Below are 24950 nucleotides of genomic sequence, written 5' to 3' on the forward strand. Positions count from 1 at the left end.
ACTACCCCGCAACTACTTCCTGAACCTGGCTGACCTCTGCGGACAGAGCGTCGATCTTGCGTGAGAGTTCCTGGCGCTGAGCCTCGGTGACCGTGTCGTAGTAGACAAAACCGTCGCCGACACGGAACTGTGCCAACGCTGCGTCGAGGTCGGCAAATCGATCCGAGATGCGCTGAGCCAGCTCCGGATTGCGTTCCTGCAGAATCGGGTTCAGGGCAGCAATCGCGGCTTGTGAACCGTCGACGTTTGCCTGGAAATCCCACAAGTCGGTGTGCGAGAAGATGTCTTCTTCACCCGTGATCTTGGATGTCGAGATCTCGTCGAGCAGTCCCTGAGCGTCGCCGGCGATCTTGGTGGGATCGATCGAGTAGTGCTCGGCGTTCACCTGGTCGGCCAAATACTGGATATCGACGAGCAGTTGATCTGCGACGGCGTTGGTGTCCGGCTGCAGACCGGTGACCCACAGGTCCTTCTCGAGGCGGTGGAAGCCGGTCCACACCTGGCCGGGCTCGAGATCGGCTTCACGCAAGTCGAGCTTGGGATCGAGCTCGCCGAAGCTCTCCGCCTCGGGCTCGATGCGCTCGTAGTAGGTGCGGGCGACGGGGAACAGCGCCTTGGCCTGCTCGATGTTGCCGGCCTGAACGGCTGCGACGAACTGCGCGGCGGTGTCCTGCAATGCCACGATCTGGCTGCGGATGTACCGGCGGTACCCGTCGGCGGCTTCGGCGAGCTGGCCACTTTCGTCGGTGGCTGCCAGCGAGTCGCCAGTGACGACGAAGTCCTGGCGGATGCCGGTTCCGACCATGCCGGGCTTGCAGGCAAGTTGGTACGTCGCGGCTTCGGGGAGAGAGACGATGAGCTGACGCGTCAGTCCGGGTCCGATGTTCTCGACCTCGCCCATCGCGCGGTCGCCCTCGGTGAACACGTAGAACTCGGTGACCTTCGTGCCGTTGTTCGTGACCTGGAACGTCGACTTGCCCGTCGAGGCTGTGGTGGCGCTGACATCGCACGAGTCGTCGGTGGCGGTGACGATGATGTCGCCGTCGCTCGACGTCGACTTTTCGGTGCAGGCGGCCAGAGACAAGGGCAGTGCCGCTGCCGCTGCAAGCACGAGGGTGGTTTTGCGCATCGGAGAAGTGCCTCTCAGGATTCTTTGTTGTCGGACGCTGGGACAGCTGCATCGGCTACGGGTGCCGGCGAAGATTGCGGGCGCAGGAAGAGCGCCAGCACGATGACGAGATACACGACCCACGCGGTCGCTTGCAGAACCGTCGGGTCGGGCCGGAAGTTGAAAATGCCGGCCAAGACGGTGCCGTACCAGGTGGACGGGTCGTAGCCCGGTGTGAGGTTGAACGCGATGTTCTCGACTCCGGGGAGGACGTTCCCGATCTGCAAGGCGCGGATACCGTACGAGAGGATTCCAGCGGCAACGACGATGAGGAAGATCGCGGTGTAGCGGAAGAACGTCGTGAGGTTGAGACGTAGCGCCCCGAAGTACATGGCGACGGTCAGAACGGCAGCGAGGAGAATTCCGAGCAGCAATCCGATGAGCGGCCAGGAACTACCGGCCGTGTTCTCGGCGTAGCCGACCATGAGCAGCGCCGTCTCGACACCTTCGCGGCCGACGGCAAAGAATGCGAGTGTCAGGATCGCGATCGGCCCGGCGACGAGGGCTTTTTCCATGCCGGCTTTGAGGTCGCCGGAGATGTTCTTGGCCGCGGTTCGCATCCAGAGGACCATCGCGGTCACGATCACCACGGCGATCAGCGACGCAACCCCGGCGATGACTTCCGCAGTCAACCCGTCGACGGTGGACGTTCCGTAATGGATGGCAAAGAAAATGATCGCGACCATCGCCACCGCGGCGATCACCCCGAGCCACACCCATTTCAGTGCGTCCCGGCGCTGTGCTTTGACGAGGTACGCGGCCAGGATCATGACCACGATGCCGGCTTCGAGGCCTTCACGGAGACCGATCAGGCCGCTGCCGAATAGCTGCGTCGCAACTGACGGACTGCTCGTGGCAGCGAGTACCGACACGGACACGGATGACTCCTTTTGCAGAACAGCGTTTGACGCTTCAGTGAAGCGCCCAATAGTAGGACAGCCTTAACTCCGATGAAGATACTCCACCTTGTACTCGGTATCCACACTCTGACCTGGCCTTTTGCTTCTCTTTACTATTGAATTCGAGTGTTCGGTCGACTCGTGTGGATGATGGAGGGGTGTACCGAACCACTGGTGAGACCTCGAGACCCCGCCGCATCGTGCGCGTCGTCGCCGCGATAGCTGCCGGAACGGTGCTTGCCGGAGTGGGTATTGCAGCGTGTGGATCCAACGAACCGAAGATCGCGATTCCCGAAGGAATCCCTCCGGGCGTCGGAGCGCCGACACCGCCGATCGACATCAATGCACCCGGCCGCAGTGCAGATCAACTCGCTGATTGGGCTTCCGGATTGAGCGGTGACGTCGGAATCGGCACAACTGCGCTCACGGCCTACGGGTACGCCGCCGCGGTGATGGCTGAGACGTTGCCCGGTTGTGGGATCGGGTGGACCACACTCGCCGGGATCGGGAGCGTCGAAAGCCGACACGGGACCTACGACGGTTCCGCGGTGGACGCGATGGGTCAGGTCAGTCCGATCATCCGCGGCATTCCACTCGACGGTGGGCCGGGTGTGGCCGAGATCCCCGACACGGACGGCGGCACCATGGACGGAGATTCCGTACACGATCGAGCGATGGGTCCGATGCAGTTCATCCCGGAAACCTGGTTGAAGTGGGGCGTCGACGCCAACGGTGACGGTCGCATCGATCCCGACAATATCGACGACGCCACCCTCACCGCGGCGCGGTATCTGTGTGCCCGCGGGGGAGACCTGACAGCGGCTGAAGGTTGGCAGCAGGCTCTGATGGCGTACAACCTCTCCGGCGACTACCTCGCTCTTGTGCGCGATCGGGCGTCGGCGTATTCCGTCGGAACGCGGCCGGCATGAACGCTCCAAGGCCGCAGTTCAGGCCTGTGTGAGCGCGTCGATAAAGAAGCCTTCGCGCGCTGCGGTTAGGCTGTGTGCTGGCACTACGGGGGCCCCGGCACGATCGTGGTCCAATGCCCATGCACGCAGTGTGTGTCCTAATGTCCACGCACGCGGAGTGCGCCCCAATGCGAAGCCCATCGAAGGAGAACCACACAGTGGCCAGTATTGAGCAGGTCGGAGCTCGCGAGATCCTTGATTCCCGTGGCAACCCCACGGTTGAAGTTGAGGTTTTGCTCGACGACGGAAGTTTCGCCCGGGCAGCAGTGCCCTCCGGCGCATCCACCGGTGAGCACGAAGCCGTCGAGTTGCGCGATGGTGGCGCTCGCTACGGCGGAAAGGGTGTCGAGAAGGCAGTCGAGGCAGTTCTCGGCGAGATCGCGCCCGCAATCATCGGCATCGACGCCACCGAACAGCGCACTGTCGACCAGGCGCTGCTCGACGCTGACGGCACTCCGGACAAGTCTCGACTCGGTGCCAACGCACTCCTCGGTGCGTCGCTGGCAGTGGCCCGCGCCGCAGCGGAGTCTTCGGGCCTGGAGCTGTTCCGTTACGTCGGTGGCCCCAACGCCCATGTGCTGCCTGTTCCGATGATGAACATCCTCAACGGTGGGGCCCACGCCGACACCGGCGTCGATGTCCAGGAGTTCATGGTTGCTCCGATCGGTGCACCGAGCTTCAAGGAATCCCTGCGCTGGGGTGCCGAGGTCTACCACTCCCTCAAGTCCGTCCTGAAGGAGAAGGGTCTGTCCACGGGCCTCGGAGACGAAGGCGGATTCGCGCCTGACGTTGCCGGCACCAAGGAAGCTCTCGACCTCATCACGATTGCCGTGAACAAGACCGGACTCAAGCTGGGCACCGATGTCGCGCTCGCGCTCGACGTTGCAGCTACCGAGTTCTACACCGACGGCACCGGCTACAAGTTCGAGGGCAAGAACCGCACGGCGGCCGAGATGGCAGCGTTCTACGCCGAGCTCATCGACGCATACCCGCTCGTCTCCATCGAGGATCCGCTCGACGAAGACGACTGGGACGGCTGGGTTGCACTCACCGACCAGATCGGTAACAAGGTTCAGCTCGTCGGCGACGATCTGTTCGTCACCAACCCCGAGCGCCTCGAAGAGGGCATCGTCAAGGGCGCGGCAAACGCACTGCTGGTCAAGGTCAACCAGATCGGCACGCTGACCGAGACCCTCGACGCAGTCGACCTCGCTCACCGCAACGGCTACAAGACGATGATGAGCCACCGGTCCGGCGAGACCGAGGACACCACCATTGCGGACCTCGCAGTTGCCGTCGGCAGCGGCCAGATCAAGACGGGTGCGCCGGCTCGTAGCGAGCGCGTCGCCAAGTACAACCAGTTGCTGCGCATCGAGGAGAACCTCGGTGATGCCGCTCGTTACGCCGGCGAGGTTGCATTCCCGCGCTTCGCGTTCGAGGCCTGAGCAACGCATTTAGGTATCAGCAGTGTCTGCACAACGCGGTAAGCCACGATCCCCCGGAGGAAGTCCGGGGGGTCGTGGTTCCGGGCGCGCAGACACTGCTCGTCGCACCAAATTCAGCAGTACCCGCCGGGCACGCGGCACCGAGGCCGAGGCGGCGGAAACAGCGTCGGCCGGAGCCAAGGCAACAACGGCGTCGACGCGCAAGTTCTGGTCGAGACTGCCCAGTTCCGACCACACGGTCTTCGGGCTCTCGACCAGCCGGGCGGTCGTTCTCGCGATGGTCGTTCTGATGCTCGCATTGACGTTGGCGGTGCCGTTGCGCACGTACATCTCTCAGCGTTCCGATGCCGCTCAGATCGCTGCCGAACGACGCGTTCTCCAATCGGAAGTCGATGCGCTTCGACAGCAGAATGCGCGTTTCGACGATCCCGCCTATATCGAAGCTCTTGCGCGGGAACGTCTTCGGTACGTCAAGCCCGGCGAAACGCCGTTCCAGGTACAGCTTCCCGGTGACTATCAAGAACCCGAGAAGAAGCAAGTTGAAGAAGCCCCGCTGACAGGTCCGTGGTATCGCGATCTGTGGCAGACGATTTCGGAGCCACCAGTGGTTCCCGAAACGAAGGCTACGCCGGCGCCGATGCCGGTGATGCCGACAGAGCAGTCAGAAGAACAAGGAGTACCCACCGGGTGAGCAAGCCGTCCGAAAATTCCCCTCACGTCGCGCAGGCCGATCTTGACGCCGTCGCAGCTCAGTTGGGCCGTGAGCCGCGCGGAGTGCTCGAGATTGCGTACCGCAGTCCCGACGGCACACCCGGCGTGGTCAAGACAGCTCCCAAACTTCCTGACGGAACACCTTTCCCGACGCTGTACTACTTGACGGATCCCAGGCTGACCGCTGAGGCCAGTCGTCAGGAGTCTGCCGGTGTGATGCGTGAGATGACCGAGCGCCTGACGCAGGATCCTGAGTTGGCTGCTGCGTACCGCCGTGCGTACGAGTCGTATCTTGCCGAGCGTGACGCCATCGAATCCCTCGGTACCGATTTCGCCGGCGGCGGGATGCCGGATCGCGTCAAGTGCCTGCACGTTCTGATGGCGCATTCACTGGCCAAGGGGCCGGGCGTCAATCCGCTCGGTGACGAGTCGGTAGCGCTGGCTGGAAAGGGCAAGCTGCGCGGCACCGCGATCCCCGCTGACTGGCCGGGCATCGATGACGCAGTAGATCCCGAGAAGTGACAGTGCGCGTTGCCGCCGTCGACTGCGGCACCAATTCCATCCGCCTGCTGATCGCTGATGTCGGGGCAGACAGGCGATTGGTCGACGTCCGGCGTGAAATGCGGGTTGTCCGCCTCGGTCAAGGTGTCGACGCAACAGGAACTTTGGCTCCCGAAGCCATCGAACGCACACGTGTCGCATTGGTCGAGTACGCGGGCATGATCGCCGACGCTGGAGCAAGCGCCGTTCGTATGGTTGCCACCTCCGCGACGCGCGATGCATCCAACCGCGACGACTTCTTCACGATGACGCAGGAAGTGCTGGGTAGCGTGATTCCCGGCGCGGGCGCTGAGGTGATCTCCGGGGACGAGGAAGCACGACTGTCCTTCAGTGGTGCTGTGGGAGAGCTCGATCCGTCTGAAGGCCCCTTTGTGGTGGTCGATCTCGGTGGCGGATCCACAGAGCTGGTTCTCGGCGACTCTGCTGGTGTTCAGGCTGCGTATTCCACCGACATCGGCTGTGTTCGGGTGACCGAACGGTGCCTGCATTCCGATCCTCCGACCACTGAACAGGTCTCCGAGGCAACAGAATTCGCGTCCGCCAAGCTCGCGGAAGCCTTCTCGGTGGTACCCATCGAGAAAGCGCGCACCTTGGTTGGTGTTGCGGGAACTATGACCACGCTTTCGGCAATTGCGCAGGATCTGCCGGACTACGACGCAGACAAAGTGCATCTGTCGCGAATTTCCTTCGGTCGTTTGATCGACGTGTGTGAGCGACTCACTGCGATGCCACGCGCCGAGCGAGCGAAATTCGGGCCGATGCATCCCGGCCGTGTGGACGTGATCGGCGGCGGAGCGATTGTTACGACCGTCCTCGCGCGAGCCTTCGAGGACAAGGCGGGAATCACAGAACTTGTGGTCAGCGAGCACGACATCCTCGACGGTATTGCCATGTCGATCCCGCTACACCCCGCCCAATAGTGCTGATGGGCATCACGATCGGTGGGTCTGATGACGATGCCTCTGAGCGCACGATAGTGTGATCCCTGTTGTTGTCGGGAAACCGATCGCAACAGGGTTGGCCCCCATAGCCCAATTGGCAGAGGCAACGGACTTAAAATCCGTCAAGTGTCGGTTCAAGTCCGACTGGGGGCACCAAAAAGACCAGCTCACCGCACAATTCGAAGCCTCGGATGTTCATCCAATTTCGCTTCGGTACGCAATGGGTACGCAGCTCTCTCCGACCAGCCGATCGCACGCATTGTGCGCGGTGCTTGGGCAGCGTTGAATACCATGATGCAGGATTTCCACACGACCATCAGCCTTGAACGGCGGCGGGCAGAGCACCGATTGGCATCACTCCGCGAAGGACTCGAAGCCATAATCGAAGGTTCCCGCTGGACGACCGACGACGATGAACACGATCCCGAAGGGTCGACTATCGCGTTCGAGCGGGCCAAAATCGCGTCTCTAATTGCCGATACCGAAGCCGAATTGCGGGATTTGGATGCGGCGACAACCCGCCTCCGGTCAGGTGACTACGGAATTTGTGAGGTCTGCCAGGAGTCGATTGCAGACGCCAGACTGGAGGCGCTACCCACTGCGCGGCAGTGCATCGAGTGTGTGCGACGGAGTCGATGACGGTTTTGTGTGTGTATCCGGCATCGAGAAGACTGTCGTGCGCCCGGGTAGCTGGAGTCTCGATTTGGTGACTGTGCCCCGAGTTCGACTCCGAACCAAGCGCATTCGGTCAAATCGAATGAGTTGGCCGACGCCGCACTTCGCCCACCGACTATCGCATCGTCAAGAAGCCGAATTGGTGAGAAGGTTGGCCAGATGATCCGGTATCGGCATCGGTGTCGTGAGGCCGGCAGCAGTGCGTCCGGTGTTGCCGGTGGGGTAGCGGCGCAGAGCCGAACCGGGCGCAGCAACAACGATCCGCACGAGTTGACCTCGAGCTTCACGCCAGTCACGTTGTCGCACTGCGAGAGTGAGCATCGCGATGTGATTGCGCGTATGCGGCCACGGGTACGGCTGCGCCAAGATGTGCGCCTGCTCGAGGTGAATCCATTTCTGCGCGTCGTCGCTGGTAGTTCCGACGTCGTACATTTCGGCGTTGTACGCGGCGCGAATACGCTCGGGCATCCTTGTCATGACGGGTTCCTTCGTTCGGATTCGACTGTGTGGTGTTCGCGCCGCGTGTGCAGTCAGACGCTCTAGCTGCCGAACTGGCTCAGTACGCCGTCGAGCAGGCCCTTGATGAGTGCGGACGGGTCAAGCGAACCGGTAGCCGGCGGGGTGTTGCTGGTGACAGTGACGCGGACCGATGCGATCGGATCCTGGTAGTCGGTGTCGCCGTCTTCCTTGCACTTGGTCCGGACCTGGTATTCACCGTCGGGGAAGACGGCGGAGGTGCCGATGCCGGAGGCGTTGGTCAGGACCTGGCCGGCGACCATGGTGTCGCCCACGACGAGGTAGCTGGAGCCGACCTTGGTGGTCGAGTCCAGGATCGTGGCGTCGGCGCGGTAGACGGTGCCCTCGCACTTGACGAAAGCCTTGGTGGTGTTGAGCCCGGTGATCGACGTCGTGATGGTGCCTGCCCCGGCGTTTGCGTGCACGGATGCGCCGCCGGTAATCGCCGCGGAGCCGATTGCCGGGTTGACGACGAGGGCGAGTGCCGAGAGGCCGGCGATGGTGCCGGCAACGGCCAGGCGGTGCCCGGTACGAGTAGCCATGAATGGTGTCCCTTCGATTTGTGTGGTGACGACCGCACCTTGGCAAGTCGCACAGAATGCATCCTGGACCAGCAATACTTAGGGGACGCTGAGTTGCACTACGGGTCGACCGCATGGCGCGGCTACTGTCTGACTCGTGCACTCCTCACTCACTGCGTGGACCGGCCGCATTCGGCGGCGGCTCAGGCCTGTGCGTACCCGTCTGACGGTGCTGGCGACATTGCTCGTTGCGCTCACGTTGACTGTTGCGGCCGGGGCAGTGCTCTACGCCCTGCACCAGTCGTCGCGGCAATCCGCCGACGTGGCAACAACTGCCCGCGCGAGGCAGATTGCGGCCGTAGTCGAGTCGAAGGGGCTCGCCGGCCTCGACGAGTCGTTGCTGACCGACAGCCGATATGTCGACATCATTCAGGTGGTGGACAACGCTGGGCGCGTGGTGTTCAGTGGGGAGCGCTATCCGGCTGGTCCGCTCTCCTCGGGCCTGAACCCTGGCGAGGAACGACGGGAAAGCGGACTGCGAACAACCCCCGAAGGCCCCCTGTATCGAGGCGCACTTGTCGGTGTACTCGCTCCCGGGGGCGAACCGGTCACAGTGGAAGTCGGCGCGGCCGAGAGACGACTCGACTCGCTCTTCCGCTTTGTTGCTGCGCTGGCTGCCGTAGTGATCCCGATCATCGTGATCGGGACAGCTGTCCTGACCCATTACTTTGTCACCCGGACGCTGAAACCGGTTGACGACATTCGCAAACAGGTCGACGACATTACCGGTGGAGACCTCGATCAGCGGGTGCCGATACCCGATACCGGGGACGAGATCGCCACTCTGGCAATCACAATGAATGCGATGCTCGACCGCATCGGCACTGCCCGAGCCGAGCAGATGGGCTTCGTGAACGACGCGTCGCACGAGCTCAACAGTCCGCTGACCACACTGGTGGGTCTGCTTGATTTGTCCCGAACAACGCAGCAGCCCATCGACCCGGATACGGTGGCGACGGTCATGATGCCCGAGGCGCTTCGGCTCCAGGGAATGGTCTCGGACCTGCTGTTCCTGGCGCGCGCCGACGAGCGCGGAGTGCCGTTGCGGCTGGCCGACGTTGACCTCGACGAGGTGGTCAGCGCCGAGGTTGCACGCCTCGAAGCGTTTGGCCGCCACACGATTACCGCGAAGATCAGCGCTGTGCGGGTGCGAGGCGACGGAGAGAAACTGGCTCGAGCCTTGCGTAACATCGCGGACAACGCATCTCGTCACACTCATGACCGTCTGGACTTCGCAATAACCGTCGATGCCGATCAGCGCCACGTGAGTGTGACCGTGTCCGACAATGGGCCGGGGATTGACGATGCCGATAAATCGCGGGTCTTGCAGCGCTTTGTCCGTCTGGACACCGTCCGCGAACGCAGCAGTGGCGGTTCGGGTCTCGGTCTGTCGATTGTCGACGAGATCGTGCGGGCGCACCACGGAAGCGTCACTGTCGCAGATGCACCCGGCGGTGGGGCCGTTGTCGGATTCAGGCTCCCGGTAGCGCCGTGGGTCGACTAACCTCCGCCGTCGGCTGCGAGTCGGTAGCCGACTCCGCGGATCGTCTCGATCGACTTGCACCCGAACGGGGTGTCGATCCGTCGCCGCAGGTAGCTGACGTACACCTCCACGACGTTCTCGTCACCGCGGTAATTGATGTCCCACACGGACTGGAGGATTTCGGTTTTGGTCACGACTTCGCCCTTGCGTCGCATCAGGAACTCGAGCATTCCGAACTCCCTTGGTGCCAAGGTCAATTCGGTACTACCTCGTTTGGCGACGTGAGCGGCGGGATCGACGCTCAGCGACCCAGCAGTCAACACCACCGGCCGCTCCGGTGCGCCGCGGCGCACCAGCGCCCGCAGGCGCGCGATCAGTACGACAAACGAAAAGGGCTTGGTCAGGTAGTCGTCGGCACCGAAATCGAAGGCGTCGGCCTGGTCGTATTCTCCGTCCTTGGCAGTCAACATCAACACCGGTGTCCACACACCGTCGCGGCGCAATTGCCGCACCACCTCGTACCCGTTGAGGGCGGGCATCATGATGTCGAGAATGACGACGTCGAAATGTTCGGTGGTCGCCTTCTCGAGTCCGGCGCGGCCGTCATGTTCGACGTCCACGACCCAGCCTTCGGCCACGAGCATCCGCCGCACAGTTTCCGCGACATTACGATCGTCGTCCACCACAAGAATTCGCACGCCTCCAGTATCCCTGCTCCGATGCGGCACAACCAAAGTGCGGTATCGGAAACATCACTCGGTTCGAGCAAGCTCGACTCCTGTTCGGAAAGGCGCCCGGCCGCGTGAAGGAAATCGTCAACACCACTGAAATGTATCTGCGGACCATCTACGACCTCAACGAGGACTGCGTCCCGGTGCGGCAATCCCGACTGATCGAACGAATGCACCAAGCTGCGCCGACGGTATTTCAAACCGTGGCACGTATGAAACGCGCCGGTCTGGTCTCGATCGACGACGACAACCGAATCGGACTTACCGAGCAGGGAAGCGCCCGTGCCATCGAGGTCACGCGCAAACATCGACTTGCCGAGCGACTACTCACCGACATCATCAATATGCCGGCAACACTTGTGCATGGGGAAGCTTGCCGTTGGCAACACGTCATGAGTGAGGCGGCCGAGCGCCGCATCGTCGACATCCTCGGTGGTCCGACTACGTCTCCGTGGGGAAATCCCATTCCAGGGTTGGAGCACTTCGGAATCAAGGTTGAAACATCCATTGCAGCAACAAAACTGGCCGACATCTCGGAATCGGTACTGCCAGTAGTCGGCATCGTCCGGTGCATTTCCGAACATGCCCAGTCCGACCCCGAACTCATCTCATTTTTGGTGAACGCCGGCGTCATTCCCGGTGCCCGCGTGACGATTCGGCTACGCGAGAAGTCCTACGCCGTCCGCGGGCTGGATGAAATAAGGCTCCCGATGAAACTGGCCCACATTATCGATGTCGACTGCACACCCAACTCTTCGAATGTATCGGCGCTGAACTGATCGGTCAGAATTATTGCAGTACTTGATTATTCGTTGACGGTCAGTCTGAAGATCAATTCGGGGAATGGAATCCGTGGATGAATCCGCACGCAATCCAGCAGATGGTGGCAGCGGCGACGGTGACCCCGATTGATGCGAAAAGGTGAGAACTCGAGATCCACACCATGATCCCGAGAATGACGGCAACGACGACGATCAGTGCTGCGTCGGTTCGCTTCACCCACATTCGGATCACCAGTTCTGTCTTTGGAGACGCTCGAGGAGAACTTCCTCCCTGGTACCCGTGCCGGAGAGCTGTGAAACCAGACGTGAAATAGCGAAAGGTGTTTGACGATCGAATGAGGCGATGCCCCGATCTCGAGGGAATCGGGGCATCACCGCCGACCGGACTAAGCACATAGCACGGCCGACCCACTATCGGTGTCGAGTTGACCCCTCATGTCTGACCCTACAGCGATCGAGCCTAGCCAATTCCGCAGTCAAATATGGACAAATTGCGCAATAACGGCAGTGCTTGATTGTCTGTGTCCCTGCCTATTTACGACCAGCGGACCACTGCATGCCCCAGCTGTATGCGCGGTCGAGGTCGGACTGGCTGCCGTTGATGTACTGCACTTCCCGGGTAACACTCACGCCTTGTCCCGAACTCTGGATGAAGGCAATTGCGCAGATGCGGGCCTGATTGCTGGCAGAGTCCAGTCGAACCTCCACCTGGGGGCCGTTGGTCGGTATCAGCGTGACGACACCGTCGACGGCGGCCCAGTTGGGTGCGCCGTCGTAGATCATCGCGAAGATCAGAATCCGTCGGAAGACGCTCGGGTCGGCGAGATTGATGTGCATGTTCTCGCCGCCGGTGTTGGAACCGCTGCGATCGTCGCCGTCCAACATGATGAACGGCGGGGTATTCAACGCTCCGAAGCTCTTGCCGAGTGCCTGGACAACCCCTTTGGAGCCGTCCGCGAGTTCGTAGAGACAGCCGAGATCAAGATCGACTGCGCCAGATCCCGCGCCGGCAAGTTTGGCCAGAAAACCTGTCTTCTTCGGCGCGGCGCCTTGTGACCAGTTGAGATTCACACGCATGTTTCCTTGGCGTTCGCCGGCCTTGGCGAGATTGACCGTCGGTGCGGCCTTGGTCAGTGTGATCTTGCTCAGATTGACCGAGCCGGTGGGGGGCGTGGATTCCGAGGGGCGCCGGGTGTAGTCGATTGCCATCGTTGTTGTCCTTCTCTGAACCCGAAGAGTTCGATCGTGGAACCTGGTGCGCGATCTTGTGCGATTTTGTCGTTTGATGGTCGATCAGATCCCATTGTTCCTGATGTCCGATTCTGGTGACGGTGCGGATGTCTACCAAGCCTCGTCGACCAGTGCACAAGCCGACCGATTTCGCATGATGTTTCCATGGTGGCGCTCGTTGTTTGCTGACTTCGAGGCAATCGTGTGGTTTCCTGCAATAGTGCCACTTGGACATCCATATCGATGGATGGATTCTTGTTACGGCATAATTGCCCGATTGGTGAAAGGCTGCACATAGGTCGGTCCGCACAACGTCAGACGGGCGAGGGGGCTCGATGGTTTTCGAACCACGTTCGGCACTGCTCGGCGAGGTACGCGCCCTGACGACGGCGCAGCGTCGTGACCTCCGGAGCCGTCAGATCACGGTCAGCTTCACGATGCTGCCGTGGGCCTCGGCGGTTCACCTTCTGGTTGTGTTCGGTTTGTCGATATATGTCATTCCCGAAGACGGTGGCCTGTGGCTCAGGGTCTGGCCGATTGCCGCAGGAGTAGTCGGCGTTGTCGGTGCGTATGTGGGATTTGCCGTCAGGCGAGGGGCGATCATGCAGTCTGATCGCCTCGCCTTTTCTTTCCTGGCATTCGAGTTTGCCGCAGCAGGCCTTCTTTATTCAGGGCTTGCGATTGTCTTGTACCCGATTTTGAGCGACGCCGGTGACCTGGTGATGACGGCTACGATGGCGGCGATCATCGGCGCGGGCGCGCTCGCCACAGCGGTGCTGCGCTCGCTGGGGGTCATCTGGATTGTGTCGAGCACGGTAACTCTCGGCATCGCCTTCTGGCAGCAACCAGGCCCGGAATTCGGACGGCTTCTGATCAGTCTCCTGGTGTACGGCAGCGCGCTGATCGCCGGCACGATCGTGGTGTCCGGGCATATCGAAGGGCGCTACAAAGCTGAACTGAGCGCCGCGGCAGAGCGCACCGTCGCGCAAATGCTGCTCGACGATTTCGAAGGTAATGCCGCCGATTTTGTGTGGGAAACCGATAGCAAAGGTCGGTTCTTGCGGATTCCCAGCAGACTCGCGTTCGACGCCGGGATTGATCCGGCCTCGGTGCGAGGCTTGTCGTGGCAGGAACTTTTTGCCGAGCTGGGGTCTTACGACCTACCCGGCGGACGTGACGCGTTATTGGAACTCGAGACGGCGCGTAGTACAAAGGACGCATTTGTCGACGTCATGCTTCCGGTGCGGGTTCGCGGCGCCATACGGTGGTGGAAACTGTCCGGGCGACCTACACCAGGGCTGGCACCCGACGATTTTGTCTGGCGCGGCGTCGGCTCGGACGTCACCGATGTGAAGATTCAGAGCGACGAAATCGTTCGTATGGGATTGATCGATGCACTGACCGGAATGCCTAACCGGCACAATTTCTGGCTGGAACTCGAACGTAGCGTGCGTAACTCGGAGCAGGGGAAACCTCGGATCGCGCTGGCGATGCTGGATCTGGACAACTTCAAATCGGTGAACGACACGCTGGGACATTCGATCGGCGACGAAGTGCTGAAAGAGGTGGGCGCACGAATGTCGGGGGTGGGCGGTGCATCACACCTCTGTGCGCGCCTCGGCGGTGACGAGTTCGCAATCTTGTTCCGAGAGGTCGACGATCACGACAGCGTGCATACGAATTTGCTGAGTTACGTCGATATTCTCCGAGAGCCGATTTTGGTGTCGGGCAACCGGTTGGATATCGGATGCAGCATAGGTTTCCACGTTCCGGCTGCTCCCGGACAAACCGCTGATGCGTTGTTGATTGCGGCGGACCTTGCGCTCTACGCAGCCAAGGAATCGGGCCGGGGAACAATCCTCCAGTATCAGCATTCGATGCAATTGATTGCGACCAGACGCGCACATCTGTTGGAAGACATAGGAAATGGCATATCCCCGGATGATGTCGAGCTCAGCTTTCTGCCGCAGCTCGACGTAGCTTCGCGTGCGATAGTCGCGGTAGAGGTCAAGGCGACGTGGCATAACCCGAGACTGGGAATGGTCCCGGCAACCGAATTCATGGTTGTCGTCGACGACGCCGGGTTGTCGTCGACCGTCGGCTCGATGCTCTTCGAGAAGGCATGTAGCGCTGCGTCGAGAATGCCGGGCGATATCAGGGTGGCGATCAGCGTATCCGGGCGTGAACTCGAATCGGACGGGCTCGTCGACCATGTTGCGGACGCATTGGGCAGGTGGGGCGTTCTCGCTCGTCGAATCGAGTTGCAGCTCACCGAATCATCGGCGATCTCGGATCGAGCTATGACTGGGATGCGTGGAGTTGCCGGGCTTGGTGTTTCGCTGACCGTCGACGAATTCGGAGCTGGATTCTCGTCCCTTGCATCGCTGTCGGATCTACCCTTCACCCGCGTCCGCGTCGATCGATCATTCTCGGGAACCGTTCGGGGCCAGTGGCCGATTCTTGCCGCCGTTGTGACCTTGGTCGAGTCGTTGGGCCTGGAGCCGGTGATGCTGGGGGTCGACAGCGAGGAGCAACTCGCGGCCGCTGCCGACATGAAAGTCCAGACGGTGCAGGGTCGTGTCGCGGGTGACGCGATGACGCTCGAGCATCTGATGCGGATCGTGTCGGTGCACGATGAGTGAGAGCAGAGGGATGAGACAGCGGGCATTCCACACTCTGCTTCATCTGATCGACCCGTCGTGGACGGGGGAGCCCGCGTCGTACTACGAAGATCGCAGACTCCTCATCCGCCGATTGCACTACTCCGCGCGTGTCATGCCTTTGGCATTCCTCATCGCAGCTTGTTCGCTGAGCATTGTCGTTGCTTTCATGCCCGTCGAAACCGGGTGGTTCAGATGGACGTGGATGGCATTGGTACTTGCAACCAATGTTGTGCTCACCGTTTTCTGGTTGACGCGGCTCAAAACGCGCGAGCCCGCGTGGGAGATCACCGGCCTTGTCGTCATGGCGGTTCAGGTGCTCGTGTGGGGGGCGCTGCTGGCGTGGGCGGCTGTAGTTCTCTTCCCGATTCTCGAAGCCGCCGAAGAATTGACGCTGACGGCAATCTTGTTGGGAGGCGTAGTAGTAGGGATCTTTCCGGTAGTCATGTTCCGGGGTTTGACGACAGTGTGGATCTTGATTGTCGGCGGGGGGCTGGCGTGGGGGTTCTGGACTGAACCAGGCCCGGAGCGTTGGGTGCTACTGGCGTTGCTCGGCGTCTACCTCGTCTCACTCCAGTGCGGCACATTTGCATTGGCAACCGTTTTCGAGCGTCGACTCCGGGCCGAACTCACTGCGGAAGATCAGCGCGATCTTGTCGAACTCCTACTCAACGACCTCGAAGACGGTGCGCAGGACTGGCTGTGGGAAACCGATGACGAGGGCGTCGCCGTGGTTGTGTCCCATCGTTTTGCGGAGAGTCTCGGATTGCCGGTCGACGAGATCCGTGGACGGACGATGAACGAGATTCTCCGAAGTGTCGGAGCCGACCGAACAGCGACCGGTCGCAGTGCGCTCGACCAACTCGTTGCGTGTCTTGACCACGGTGACGCATTCCGTGACATCGAACTGGATGTGTGGATCGGTGGTCGACCTCGGCGGTGGTCGCTGTCCGGGCATCGTGGGAGCAACAGGCTTTCCGACGGCGGGTGGCGCGGCGTCGGCTCCGACATCACGCGCGTTCATCAACAGCGGGAGTACATTCGCGAGCTTGCCGAGGTGGATTCGCTCACCGGACTCCAGAATCGCTACACGTTCACGGCGCAGTTGTCGGAGATGATCGCCGGCGGAGCCGGCATCTGGCTGGCCATGGTCGATCTCGACAACTTCAAGTCGATCAACGATCGCTGGGGGCACCGGGTCGGCGACGACGTGCTGGTCGATGTGGCGGCGCGGTTGAACGCAGTGCTACGCCCGACCGAAATCTGTGCTCGCCTCGGTGGAGACGAATTTGCCGTGGCTTTCAGCGGGATCGACGACGGGCAGGAAGTCAAGGCTCGGTTCCAGTCGATCGTCGATGCGATAGACGTCCCGTTCGTCTTTGCGGGCAATTCGATCAGGGTTCGGGGAAGCCTCGGATACGGCTGCCTTCCGAATGATGCGACGACCCTCGATGATTTGGTCGTTGTCGCGGACCTCGCGCTCTATCACGCGAAGGTGAGCGGCCGGAATCAGATTCGACGGTTCGACTCGACTCTGCGTGAGCGCGCTACCGGTAGGGCCAGGGCACTCCTGGATCTTCGAATGGCGGTGCAGAACGGCGAGTTCGAACTTGCTTACCAACCGCAGGTGTCGGCGGCCGATGGAGCCGTGGTGGGGTTCGAGGCGTTGTTGAGGTGGAACCACCCCGTGTCCGGTGTAGTTTCACCGGCTGATTTCATCCCGGTTGCGGAGGAAACAGGTTTGATCGTTCCCATCGGGGCGGAGGTCTTGCGAACCGCGTCCGCTTTGGCGACGACCTGGCCGGACCACGTGCGCATTGCGGTGAATGTCTCACAGGTGCAGTTGCGTTCGGTGGGGTACGTCGAATCCGTTCGCGACGTTCTCCGCGAGACAGGCTTGGCTGCGGAGAGACTCGAGCTCGAGGTGACCGAATCGTTGGTCATCGACGACTCGGATCGAGAAGTCCTGGTACGTATCGCGGAGTTGGGTGTTGCCATCGCGATGGACGATTTCGGTACCGGGTACTCCTCGGTTGCGAGCCTGTCCATGCTGCCGGTGGACAGATTGAAGATCGACCGCGCTTTTGTGAGTCAATTGGACGCCGACCCGACGGAGTCGAGAACCGCGGTGTTTCGCGCCATTGTCGACATTGCCGAGTCGATGGGCTTGGACACCGTTGCCGAGGGCGTCGAAACCGATCGCCAAAGAGCCGTGGTGGCCGAGTGCGGGTGTCGCGTCGTCCAGGGTTATCTGGAAGGTCGTCCGATGCCGGCGGCCGACGTCGACGATTTCATCGAGTCTCGCCGGAAAATTGGATGGTCTTCGGCCGCTGAGTGAGAACGTCGAGGCGTTTGTTTTCTCTTTGTGTGATGGTGCACTTCGTAGCGGCCTCATCTCGAGTTGCCGAGCGAGCAAAGTGACGGAGTGATGTTTGTGGTGAGCAATTCGGCGTTTGTCCCGGGGCCGATGTTGACGGGCAAGAAAGCCGTGGTGACAGGTGGTGCGTACGCTATCGGCGCCGCAATTGCACGGGCATATGCGAGCCACGGTGCACAGGTCCTCGTCGTCGACGTCGATACCGAACCTGTCGCGGACATCGAATTCGATTCCGCAGCAGGTGGTTCGGTTACAAGTTTGTCCTACGACGTCCGCGAAGCCGAAGTACCGCAGGAGCTGATCGACTTCGCCCCTGACATTCTGGTGAACAACGTCGGCCACTTTCTGGCAGCGCCACAGACTTTTTCGGCCACGACGCCCGCGTTCTGGTCGGACATGGGCAATATCAATTTCGACCAGGTTCTGCGCCTGACACATGCAGTGCTTCCCGGCATGATCGAGCGCGGCGCCGGTGGATCGATCCTCAACCTGACGACGGTGGAAGCACATCGGGCAATCCCGGGGCACACCGTGTACTCGGCGTACAAGGCCGCGCTGACGCAGTTCACCAGAAGCCTCGGCGTCGAGATCGGCAGTACGGGCGTGCGTGTCAATGCAATCGCGCCCGATCTCATCGAGTCGGTGCAGGTGCCGTATCGGTCGATCGTCGCCGCTGACGATTGGGCCAAGTGGCCGCAGTGGGCACCGCTGGGTGGTCCGGGTCAACCCGTGGATATCGCCGGGCCGGCGCTGTTTCTCGCATCAGACCTGGCGAGGTACATCACCGGCACCGTCATCCACGTCGACGGTGGCTCACATGCTGCGGGCGGGTGGTTCCCCAAAGAAGAGGGTGGTTGGACCAACCGCCCCCGAATGGCTTGATCCATGACAACTTTGAGTCTCAATGTGCCGAACTTCGGCGCTACGCTGGCCGCCGATTCCTACGGGAAACTCGTTCAGGTCTGTCAAAGCGCGGAGACAGCCGGGTTCGATCGGGTCCTGGTCACCGATCACGTCGTGATGGGTTCGGACAACTCCGCGTACACGTGGTCGGCGTTTCCCACCGAGCCGGACGCGAATTGGCTCGAACCCTTGAGCGTGCTGGCTTTTGTCGCCGGACAGACCACCACGATTCGACTGGGCACTGGCATCGTGATCGCCGCGTTGCGCGGGGGAGCCGTGCTGGCCAAGACCGCTGCGACCATCGACCTTCTCTCGCGTGGCCGCTTGGACCTCGGAGTCGGAACCGGGTGGCAGGAACGTGAATACGACGCTGCGGGTATGGACTTCGGCAAGCGCGGACCACTGCTGGACGACGCATTGGCGGTCTGCCGTGCGCTGTGGACTTCGGCACCGGCAAGCGTCGACACACCCCGACTGAAGTTCGACGACGTGTACTGCGCACCTCGCCCGGACGCTGGAATCCCCATCTGGGTGTCCGGTTCGCTGTCCAGGGCCGTGGTGCGACGCGTCGCAACCTGGGGTGACGGGTGGATTCCGATCATGGGCGCCACCAATGACGACCTGCGCGAGGGCGCTGGAGTCATCCGCAAGGCGATGGCTGATCTCGGCCGGGATGCGTCGACCCTGGGCATTCGCGGACGCCTGACGATTGCCAGGGCGTCGGACGGATCGATCGACCTACGGGCGACGATGCTCGGGGCCGAAGAACTTGTCGATGCCGGCGCGACCGATGTGCTGGTGGCTCTGGGAGCGCTCGATCCGAACCCGGACGAGGCGATGGCTGTCTTCGGGGAACTGGCGTCGGCTTTCAAATCGACAACCGCGTAGGGTCTAACGAACGCTAGTGAAGACTGAGGAGACGAATACATGACCGAGAACACCGCCACCCTGTCGAGCCTCGAATCGCTCCTCGACTCCCGAATCAGTTGCCGGGCGTACGAGGATCGTCAGGTTCCTCGCGAGGTCATCAACGAAATCCTTCGACTCGCGCAGAAGACACCGTCGTGGTGCAACACCCAGCCGTGGCAAGTGGCAATCACGGAAGGTGACGGAACCGAGAGGTTCCGGGCCGGTCTGGGCGCCTACGTCATGGCCAATCCGCAGGAATCCGATTTCGAGTTCCCGCGCGAGTACCAGGGTGTGTACAAGTCGCGCAGGTTCGATTGCGCGATGGCACTGTATTCGAGTGTCGGCATCGAACACGGTGACCGTGCCGGTTCAGGCGCTCAGACGATGAAGAACTTCGAGCTCTTCGGCGCTCCACACGTCGCCATCATCACCACGGACGAGGCTTTGGGGACGTACGGGGCCGTCGACTGTGGGCTTTACGTCAACAGCTTCCTGCTCGCCGCTCAAAGTCTTGGTGTTGCCACAATTCCGCAGGCTGCGCTTGCCGGTTGCTCGAAGTTCATTCACGAGCACTTCGGCATCGACGACACTCGCAAGGTCGTGTGTGCGATTTCCTTCGGATACGCCGATACGGACCACCCGGTAAACGGGTTCCGCACCGACCGCGAGGACGTCGAGAACGTCGTGCAGTGGATGTCGAACTGATCACCTGCTCGGAGCGGGATTGAGTGTTGGGCAGGCGGACCTGAGAGACTGGTCCGCATGTCCGACACCCCCGAAATGTTCGATCGACTCCGCCGCTTTCCCGACATCGAGGCACCCAATCTTTTTGCCGTCGACGCGGCTGATCGGCTGATTCTCGACGAAGCTGCCGACGCACTTGCGGCGGCACCGTCAGGATCGGTGGTGGTGATCGGCGATCATTACGGCGCGTTGACCGCCGGAGCGGTTCTCGAGCACGGCCGGTCCGAGGTGCGGGTTCACCAGGATCCGCTCACCGGTGAATTGGCGTTGGCGAACAATGCCCGCGCACTCGGCTTCACCGAGCACTACACCTCGCACGGACTCGATGAGGACCTGCTGCGTGGCGCTCGTGTTGTCCTCATGCAGTTGCCGCGAAGCCTCGCCGAACTGGGGGAGATCAGCCAGCTGATCGCGCTCCACGCCGATCCGGAGGTGCGCATCTTCGCAGGCGGGCGCGACAAGCACATCACCCCGGCCATGAACAAGGTTCTTGCAGAGTCCTTTTCATCGGTCAGCGCGTCGCGAGGCCGGCAGAAGTCCCGGGTTCTGCGGGCCACCGAGCCGAAGCCCGATGTCGCGGTCACATTCCCGATGACCGAGTGGCTCGACGAATTCGGTCTCGACGTGGTCGCGCACGGAGCGGTATTTGCCGGTGCCAGCCTCGACATCGGAACCCGGTTGTTGCTCGAGAACCTGGGAAAGATCGACATCACCCCCCGCGACATCGTCGACTTGGGCTGCGGCAGCGGCATTCTGGCGACGGCGATCGCTCTGAAGTTCGCAGACGCGCAGGTGGTTGCCACCGACCAGTCTTCAGCGGCGGTGGCGTCGGCGTTGGCTACGGCGTCGGCCAACGGAGTCGGAGACCGGGTGCGTGGTCTGCGCGACGATGCCATCAGCACCCTGCCCGCCGCCAGTGTCGACCTTGTTCTCCTGAACCCGCCGTTCCACGTCGGTGCCGCCGTTCACACCGGTGGTGCGCTCAAGTTGTTCGAGGCAGCGGGTCGGGTGCTGCGTCCGGGCGGGCAGCTCTGGACCGTGCACAACGCTCATCTGGGGTACCGGGAACCGTTGAAAGCTGCGGTCGGTGCGAGTGAAGCGATGGCCAAGAATGCGAAGTTCATCGTTATGCGATCGATCAAAGCGTCCTGATATCGGAACTGTTGACGTGCCGGAAACGCGCCGGGAACTACGGCGCTTGCTTCGACGTTGTAAATTACGAGTGCTTTACTTTTTGTAAGTACACGGACCGGTCGGAAACTCGGATCCGTTCGGCGAACCCGCGACGCACCCGTCGCAGGTCACCACGATGAAGGGATGATCACGGTGCGCACCACCAGCAACCCGGTGTTCCGCAATCTGCCCAAGCAAGAGGGCAACGGATACGCCTCGTTCGGATCTGCGACGGCGGGCGCCTCGCAGGTCACCCAGCAGTTCGGTCAGCCGCAGTACGCTCCGGCCGAGCCCTATCAGACCGGTCCTACCTCGAGGGCCATGACAATCGACGACGTTGTCACCAAGACGGGCATGACGCTCGGTGTGCTCGCGTTGACCGCGCTGGTCTCGTACTTCCTCGTGAACAACGACCCGGGTCTCGCATCGCCGTTCGTGATCGTCGGCGGTCTGGTCGGACTTGTTCTGGTTCTCGTTGCAACTTTCGGCCGCAAGATGGACAACCCGGCCATCGTGCTGGCCTACGCCGCGTTCGAGGGTCTCTTCCTGGGTGCTCTGTCATTCATGTTCACAGCCCCGATCGAAGCGGCCGGCGGTGTATCGGCCTCGGTGCTGATCTCACAGGCAGTTCTCGGCACGTTCGGCGTGTTCTTCGGCATGCTCGTGGTCTACAAGACCGGCGCCATTCGTGTGACGCCGCGACTGACCCGCATGATCATCGGTGCCTTGATCGGCGTCGTGGTTTTGGCTCTCGGTAACCTCGTCGCCAGCTTCTTTATCGACGGCGGACTGGGTCTGCGTGACGGTGGCCCGATTGCCATTATCTTCAGCCTCGTCTGCATCGGTCTTGCAGCCTTCAGCTTCCTGCTCGACTTCGATGCCGCTGATCAGCTGATCCGCGCCCAGGCTCCGGAGAAGGCAGCTTGGGGCGTCGCGCTCGGCCTCACAGTCACGTTGGTGTGGCTGTACGTCGAGATCCTGCGCCTGCTGAGCTACTTCAGTCGCGACTGATAACTCGTAGCAACAAGAAATGGCCTCCGCGATGCGGGGGCCATTTCTTTTGTCATAGTGAGCTCTGTCGAAGCCTGCTCGCGAAGAACCACGCTGCCGCCCCGAGGATCGGCAGGATGACGGCGAGGGCCGACCATCCGATTTTTGCGACTGGATCGGCATCGGATCTCACGATGGACACCACCGCTGCCACCGTGAGAACGATCCACAGGATCATGAACGCGGACCAGGCGATGTCGAATCCGATCGGCACCATCGGTTGAGAAACCTCGTTGTCCACGTTCGAATCCTCCATTTCGGCTCCCATGACCGTAGACGGGTCGCGGGAGGTACGGGCCTTAACCGTATAGTCCGGGTCTCCCTTCTCTTGTCGGTGCGGCCGGGTTACGGTGCTTGGACCTAGCAGTTGCTTGGTTAATGGATCAGTGAAGGGCGTGCACACAACACATGTCGACACCTGTACTCATTTCGGACAACGGATCCGTGCGGACCGTGACGCTCAACAATCCCGAACGGCTCAACGCCTTCGCCCCGGCCGGCTTCCGGGCTCTGACCAAGGCGCTCGACGACGCAGCCGCAGATTCAAGCGTCGCGGTTGTCGTGATCGAAGGCGCCGGCAAGGCGTTCTCGAGTGGCGTTGACCTCCGCGCACTCTCCGAACCAGGAGCGGACACCGCTGATTTCGGCCACGCATTTGCACCGTTGATCGTGGCTTTGGTGGAGTTTCCGAAACCGCTCGTCGCTGCCGTGCATGGCGTCGCTGTCGGAATCGGGTTGACCATGCTGCTGTTCTGCGATGTCGTCTACGTTGCCGAGGACGCCAGGTTGCGTGCCCCGTTCACCTCTCTCGGGACGGCGCCGGAGGCGGCGAGCAGTTGGATGCTGGCCAAAGTGATTGGTGCTCAACGTGCGTCGGAACTACTGCTGACAGCGCGCTGGCTCAGTGGAGTGGAAGCCGCGGAGTTCGGTCTGGCTGCCGCAGCGGTGCCCGCCGCCGGCGTGCGTGCGCGCGCCCAGGAAACGGCTGCCCAGATTGCGGGCAATGTCGGGCCTGCGGTCCTCGCCACGAAAAGGCTACTGCGCCAAGGATGGTCGGAGGAAGCCAGAGCCGCGGTAGCGCGCGAAGACGATGCCGCGCGTGAGTTGATCCGCGAGTTGGGAAGTTTTGCTCAGGGATTCACGAAGGCGTAGAGCACAAAAACGGCCACCCAGCGAGAAGCTGGGTGGCCGCTTTCGTCAGTTCAGGAGATCAGCTGAGGCGCTCGATCACCATTGCCATGCCCTGTCCGCCGCCGACACACATGGTCTCGACGCCGAATGTCTTGTCCTGCTCGCGCAGGTTGTTGATCAGGGTGTTGGTGATGCGTGCACCGGTCATGCCGAAGGGGTGGCCGAGGGCCAGCGCGCCGCCGGAGATGTTGAGCTTGTCCTCGTCGATGCCGAGTTCACGAGCGGAGCCGATGACCTGGACCGCGAATGCCTCGTTGATCTCGAACAGGTCGATGTCGGAGATCGACTTGCCCGCGAACTTCAGGGCGTTCTTGACGGCCTGGATCGGGCCGAGGCCCATGATCTCCGGGGACAGACCCGAGACGCCGGTGGAGACGATGCGGGCGAGGGGCGTCAGCCCCAGAGCCTTGGCCTTGGTGTCGGACATGATCACCAGAGCGGCAGCGCCGTCGTTGAGCGGGCAGGCATTGCCGGCGGTGACGGTGCCGTCGGGACGGAAGACGGGCTTGAGGCCGCTGATGCCTTCGTAGGTGGTGCCGGCGCGCGGGCCGTCATCCTTGGAGACGACAGTGCCGTCGGCGAGAGTGACCGGGGTGATCTCACGCTCGAAGAAGCCACGGTTGATGGCTTCCTCTGCGCGGTTCTGGCTGCGAACAGCGAAGCGGTCCTGATCTTCGCGGCTGATGCCGGTAGCGGAGGCAACGTTCTCTGCCGTCTGGCCCATGCCCAGGTAGACGTCGGGGAGCAGGCCTTCTTCGCGAGGATCGGTCCAGGCGACTCCACCTTCGGCGAGCTTGGCGCTACGCGCCTGCGCTGCGTCGAACAGCGGGTTCTTGGTGTTCGGCAGGCCGTCTGCGTTTCCCGTGACGAAGCTGGAGACGGACTCGACTCCGGCGGAGATGAAGACGTCGCCCTCGCCTGCACGGATGGCGTGCAGGGCCATACGGGTGGTCTGCAGCGACGAGGAGCAGTAGCGGTTGACCGTCACGCCGGGGAGGAAGTCGTAGCCCAGCTGAACTGCGACGACGCGGGCGATGTTGAAGCCCGACTGTCCGGCGGGCTGGCCGCAACCCATGATGAGGTCGTCGATCTCGGTGGGATCGAGCTCCGGGATCTTCGCCAGCGCGGCTGCAACCATCTGGGTAGCGAGGTCATCCGGGCGGATGTCCTTGAGCGAACCCTTCATTGCGCGGCCGATGGGCGACCGTACTGCTGAGACGATTACTGCCTCGGGCATGAAAACTCCTTTTGT

The 24950-nt window shown here is 61.9% G+C and carries 25 protein-coding genes and 1 tRNA gene; 17 read left to right on the forward strand and 9 right to left on the reverse strand.

All coding sequences use genetic code 11. The annotated features are described in order from the left end of the window. Position 1: 1 nt before the first annotated feature. Positions 2-1129 carry an iron uptake system protein EfeO gene (efeO, locus tag ACFRFQ_RS23170; protein ID WP_378662801.1) on the reverse strand — a complete coding sequence of 376 codons (1128 nt, stop codon included), beginning with the start codon at positions 1127-1129 and terminating at the stop codon, positions 2-4. A 14-nt stretch (positions 1130-1143) separates the two neighbouring features. Then, a complete protein-coding gene (gene efeU, locus ACFRFQ_RS23175) occupies positions 1144-2040 on the reverse strand; it encodes an iron uptake transporter permease EfeU (protein ID WP_378663321.1) in 897 nt (298 codons plus the stop codon). A 245-nt stretch (positions 2041-2285) separates the two neighbouring features. Here efeU and ACFRFQ_RS23180 point away from each other — a divergent pair, with 245 nt between their 5' ends. The 7 genes from ACFRFQ_RS23180 to ACFRFQ_RS23210 all read left to right on the forward strand — a co-directional run bounded on the left by ACFRFQ_RS23180 (position 2286) and on the right by ACFRFQ_RS23210 (position 7332). Continuing rightward, positions 2286-2996, forward strand: a complete 711-nt coding sequence (locus ACFRFQ_RS23180) for a lytic transglycosylase domain-containing protein (RefSeq protein ID WP_378663323.1) — start codon at positions 2286-2288, stop codon at positions 2994-2996. A 197-nt stretch (positions 2997-3193) separates the two neighbouring features. Beyond that, positions 3194-4480, forward strand: coding sequence for a phosphopyruvate hydratase (gene eno / locus ACFRFQ_RS23185; RefSeq protein ID WP_033234550.1), 1287 nt, complete (start codon positions 3194-3196; stop codon positions 4478-4480). Positions 4481-4502: 22 nt separating this feature from the next. Further along, entirely contained in the window at positions 4503-5171 is a 669-nt protein-coding gene (locus tag ACFRFQ_RS23190) for a septum formation initiator family protein (RefSeq protein WP_378662803.1), read from the forward strand. Then, a complete protein-coding gene (locus ACFRFQ_RS23195) occupies positions 5168-5713 on the forward strand; it encodes a DUF501 domain-containing protein (RefSeq protein WP_033234548.1) in 546 nt (181 codons plus the stop codon). Before ACFRFQ_RS23190 ends, ACFRFQ_RS23195 begins: the two co-directional genes overlap by 4 nt. After that, complete coding sequence (locus tag ACFRFQ_RS23200) at positions 5710-6672, forward strand: exopolyphosphatase (RefSeq protein WP_378662806.1); 963 nt, start codon at positions 5710-5712, stop codon at positions 6670-6672. Before ACFRFQ_RS23195 ends, ACFRFQ_RS23200 begins: the two co-directional genes overlap by 4 nt. Before the next feature lie 100 nt (positions 6673-6772). After that, a tRNA-Leu gene (locus ACFRFQ_RS23205) sits at positions 6773-6849 on the forward strand. A gap of 138 nt (positions 6850-6987) precedes the next feature. After that, complete coding sequence (locus ACFRFQ_RS23210) at positions 6988-7332, forward strand: TraR/DksA family transcriptional regulator (protein ID WP_378663326.1); 345 nt, start codon at positions 6988-6990, stop codon at positions 7330-7332. Between the two features lie 162 nt (positions 7333-7494). On the opposite strand, the gene ACFRFQ_RS23215 is transcribed toward ACFRFQ_RS23210, so the two are convergent. Continuing rightward, positions 7495-7845: a DUF3703 domain-containing protein gene (locus ACFRFQ_RS23215; RefSeq protein ID WP_378662809.1), complete on the reverse strand. Its 351-nt coding sequence runs from the start codon at positions 7843-7845 to the stop codon at positions 7495-7497. A 62-nt stretch (positions 7846-7907) separates the two neighbouring features. Continuing rightward, the gene (locus ACFRFQ_RS23220; protein ID WP_378662811.1) at positions 7908-8426 is read right to left on the reverse strand and encodes a hypothetical protein; all 519 of its coding nucleotides are present in this window, start codon (positions 8424-8426) and stop codon (positions 7908-7910) included. 136 nt (positions 8427-8562) lie between these two features. Here ACFRFQ_RS23220 and ACFRFQ_RS23225 point away from each other — a divergent pair, with 136 nt between their 5' ends. Continuing rightward, on the forward strand, positions 8563-9969 hold the full coding sequence (locus ACFRFQ_RS23225; protein ID WP_378662814.1) for an ATP-binding protein: 1407 nt from the start codon (positions 8563-8565) through the stop codon (positions 9967-9969). On the opposite strand, the gene ACFRFQ_RS23230 is transcribed toward ACFRFQ_RS23225, so the two are convergent. Continuing rightward, positions 9966-10646 carry a response regulator transcription factor gene (locus ACFRFQ_RS23230; protein ID WP_378662816.1) on the reverse strand — a complete coding sequence of 227 codons (681 nt, stop codon included), beginning with the start codon at positions 10644-10646 and terminating at the stop codon, positions 9966-9968. The two genes, ACFRFQ_RS23225 and ACFRFQ_RS23230, sit on opposite strands and share 4 nt — an antisense overlap. Before the next feature lie 104 nt (positions 10647-10750). On the opposite strand from ACFRFQ_RS23230, the gene ACFRFQ_RS23235 reads away from it, so the two are divergent. Next, a complete protein-coding gene (locus ACFRFQ_RS23235; RefSeq protein ID WP_378662819.1) occupies positions 10751-11458 on the forward strand; it encodes a metal-dependent transcriptional regulator in 708 nt (235 codons plus the stop codon). Positions 11459-11510: 52 nt separating this feature from the next. On the opposite strand, the gene ACFRFQ_RS23240 is transcribed toward ACFRFQ_RS23235, so the two are convergent. Together ACFRFQ_RS23240 and ACFRFQ_RS23245 are read right to left on the reverse strand one after the other, a co-directional pair. Beyond that, positions 11511-11678 (reverse strand): hypothetical protein, encoded by a 168-nt coding sequence (locus ACFRFQ_RS23240; protein ID WP_378662821.1) that lies wholly within the window; start codon positions 11676-11678, stop codon positions 11511-11513. A gap of 314 nt (positions 11679-11992) precedes the next feature. After that, complete coding sequence (locus tag ACFRFQ_RS23245) at positions 11993-12670, reverse strand: tellurium resistance protein (RefSeq protein ID WP_378662824.1); 678 nt, start codon at positions 12668-12670, stop codon at positions 11993-11995. Positions 12671-13026: 356 nt separating this feature from the next. On the opposite strand from ACFRFQ_RS23245, the gene ACFRFQ_RS23250 reads away from it, so the two are divergent. The 7 genes from ACFRFQ_RS23250 (at position 13027) to ACFRFQ_RS23280 (ending at position 22468) form a co-directional block, all read left to right on the forward strand. Further along, positions 13027-15333: a putative bifunctional diguanylate cyclase/phosphodiesterase gene (locus tag ACFRFQ_RS23250; protein WP_378662826.1), complete on the forward strand. Its 2307-nt coding sequence runs from the start codon at positions 13027-13029 to the stop codon at positions 15331-15333. Beyond that, a complete protein-coding gene (locus ACFRFQ_RS23255; RefSeq protein WP_378662829.1) occupies positions 15326-17689 on the forward strand; it encodes an EAL domain-containing protein in 2364 nt (787 codons plus the stop codon). Before ACFRFQ_RS23250 ends, ACFRFQ_RS23255 begins: the two co-directional genes overlap by 8 nt. A 90-nt stretch (positions 17690-17779) precedes the next feature. Next, entirely contained in the window at positions 17780-18610 is an 831-nt protein-coding gene (locus ACFRFQ_RS23260) for an SDR family NAD(P)-dependent oxidoreductase (RefSeq protein ID WP_378663328.1), read from the forward strand. Between the two features lie 3 nt (positions 18611-18613). After that, entirely contained in the window at positions 18614-19519 is a 906-nt protein-coding gene (locus ACFRFQ_RS23265; protein WP_378662832.1) for a TIGR03619 family F420-dependent LLM class oxidoreductase, read from the forward strand. Between the two features lie 39 nt (positions 19520-19558). Continuing rightward, a complete protein-coding gene (locus ACFRFQ_RS23270; RefSeq protein WP_378662835.1) occupies positions 19559-20245 on the forward strand; it encodes a nitroreductase in 687 nt (228 codons plus the stop codon). A 57-nt stretch (positions 20246-20302) separates the two neighbouring features. Next, a complete protein-coding gene (locus tag ACFRFQ_RS23275) occupies positions 20303-21436 on the forward strand; it encodes a class I SAM-dependent methyltransferase (protein ID WP_378662838.1) in 1134 nt (377 codons plus the stop codon). Positions 21437-21610: 174 nt separating this feature from the next. Continuing rightward, entirely contained in the window at positions 21611-22468 is an 858-nt protein-coding gene (locus ACFRFQ_RS23280) for a Bax inhibitor-1/YccA family protein (RefSeq protein WP_378662841.1), read from the forward strand. Between the two features lie 52 nt (positions 22469-22520). On the opposite strand, the gene ACFRFQ_RS23285 is transcribed toward ACFRFQ_RS23280, so the two are convergent. Then, entirely contained in the window at positions 22521-22763 is a 243-nt protein-coding gene (locus tag ACFRFQ_RS23285; RefSeq protein WP_378662843.1) for a PLD nuclease N-terminal domain-containing protein, read from the reverse strand. Between the two features lie 152 nt (positions 22764-22915). Between ACFRFQ_RS23285 and ACFRFQ_RS23290 the strand changes: the two genes are divergently transcribed. Continuing rightward, entirely contained in the window at positions 22916-23659 is a 744-nt protein-coding gene (locus ACFRFQ_RS23290; protein ID WP_378662846.1) for an enoyl-CoA hydratase/isomerase family protein, read from the forward strand. Positions 23660-23717: 58 nt separating this feature from the next. Here ACFRFQ_RS23290 and ACFRFQ_RS23295 read toward each other — a convergent pair whose 3' ends face one another. Beyond that, the gene (locus ACFRFQ_RS23295; RefSeq protein ID WP_033234533.1) at positions 23718-24935 is read right to left on the reverse strand and encodes an acetyl-CoA C-acetyltransferase; all 1218 of its coding nucleotides are present in this window, start codon (positions 24933-24935) and stop codon (positions 23718-23720) included. Positions 24936-24950 lie beyond the last annotated feature (15 nt).

It is taken from the genome of Rhodococcus sp. NPDC056743 (genome assembly GCF_042790355.1).
In the GTDB taxonomy this organism is placed as follows: Bacteria; Actinomycetota; Actinomycetes; order Mycobacteriales; family Mycobacteriaceae; genus Rhodococcus_F.

Excerpts from the sequence above, each read along its gene's own strand:
- efeO (WP_378662801.1), bottom strand. The coding sequence starts at position 1,129 with ATGCGCAAAACCACCCTCGTGCTTGCAGCGGCAGCGGCACTGCCCTTG.
- ACFRFQ_RS23210 (WP_378663326.1), top strand. The coding sequence starts at position 6,988 with ATGCAGGATTTCCACACGACCATCAGCCTTGAACGGCGGCGGGCAGAG.
- ACFRFQ_RS23215 (WP_378662809.1), bottom strand. The coding sequence starts at position 7,845 with ATGACAAGGATGCCCGAGCGTATTCGCGCCGCGTACAACGCCGAAATG.
- ACFRFQ_RS23220 (WP_378662811.1), bottom strand. The coding sequence starts at position 8,426 with ATGGCTACTCGTACCGGGCACCGCCTGGCCGTTGCCGGCACCATCGCC.
- ACFRFQ_RS23245 (WP_378662824.1), bottom strand. The coding sequence starts at position 12,670 with ATGGCAATCGACTACACCCGGCGCCCCTCGGAATCCACGCCCCCCACC.
- ACFRFQ_RS23250 (WP_378662826.1), top strand. The coding sequence starts at position 13,027 with ATGGTTTTCGAACCACGTTCGGCACTGCTCGGCGAGGTACGCGCCCTG.
- ACFRFQ_RS23255 (WP_378662829.1), top strand. The coding sequence starts at position 15,326 with ATGAGTGAGAGCAGAGGGATGAGACAGCGGGCATTCCACACTCTGCTT.
- ACFRFQ_RS23260 (WP_378663328.1), top strand. The coding sequence starts at position 17,780 with ATGTTTGTGGTGAGCAATTCGGCGTTTGTCCCGGGGCCGATGTTGACG.
- ACFRFQ_RS23265 (WP_378662832.1), top strand. The coding sequence starts at position 18,614 with ATGACAACTTTGAGTCTCAATGTGCCGAACTTCGGCGCTACGCTGGCC.
- ACFRFQ_RS23270 (WP_378662835.1), top strand. The coding sequence starts at position 19,559 with ATGACCGAGAACACCGCCACCCTGTCGAGCCTCGAATCGCTCCTCGAC.
- ACFRFQ_RS23275 (WP_378662838.1), top strand. The coding sequence starts at position 20,303 with ATGTCCGACACCCCCGAAATGTTCGATCGACTCCGCCGCTTTCCCGAC.
- ACFRFQ_RS23285 (WP_378662843.1), bottom strand. The coding sequence starts at position 22,763 with ATGGAGGATTCGAACGTGGACAACGAGGTTTCTCAACCGATGGTGCCG.
- ACFRFQ_RS23290 (WP_378662846.1), top strand. The coding sequence starts at position 22,916 with ATGTCGACACCTGTACTCATTTCGGACAACGGATCCGTGCGGACCGTG.
- ACFRFQ_RS23295 (WP_033234533.1), bottom strand. The coding sequence starts at position 24,935 with ATGCCCGAGGCAGTAATCGTCTCAGCAGTACGGTCGCCCATCGGCCGC.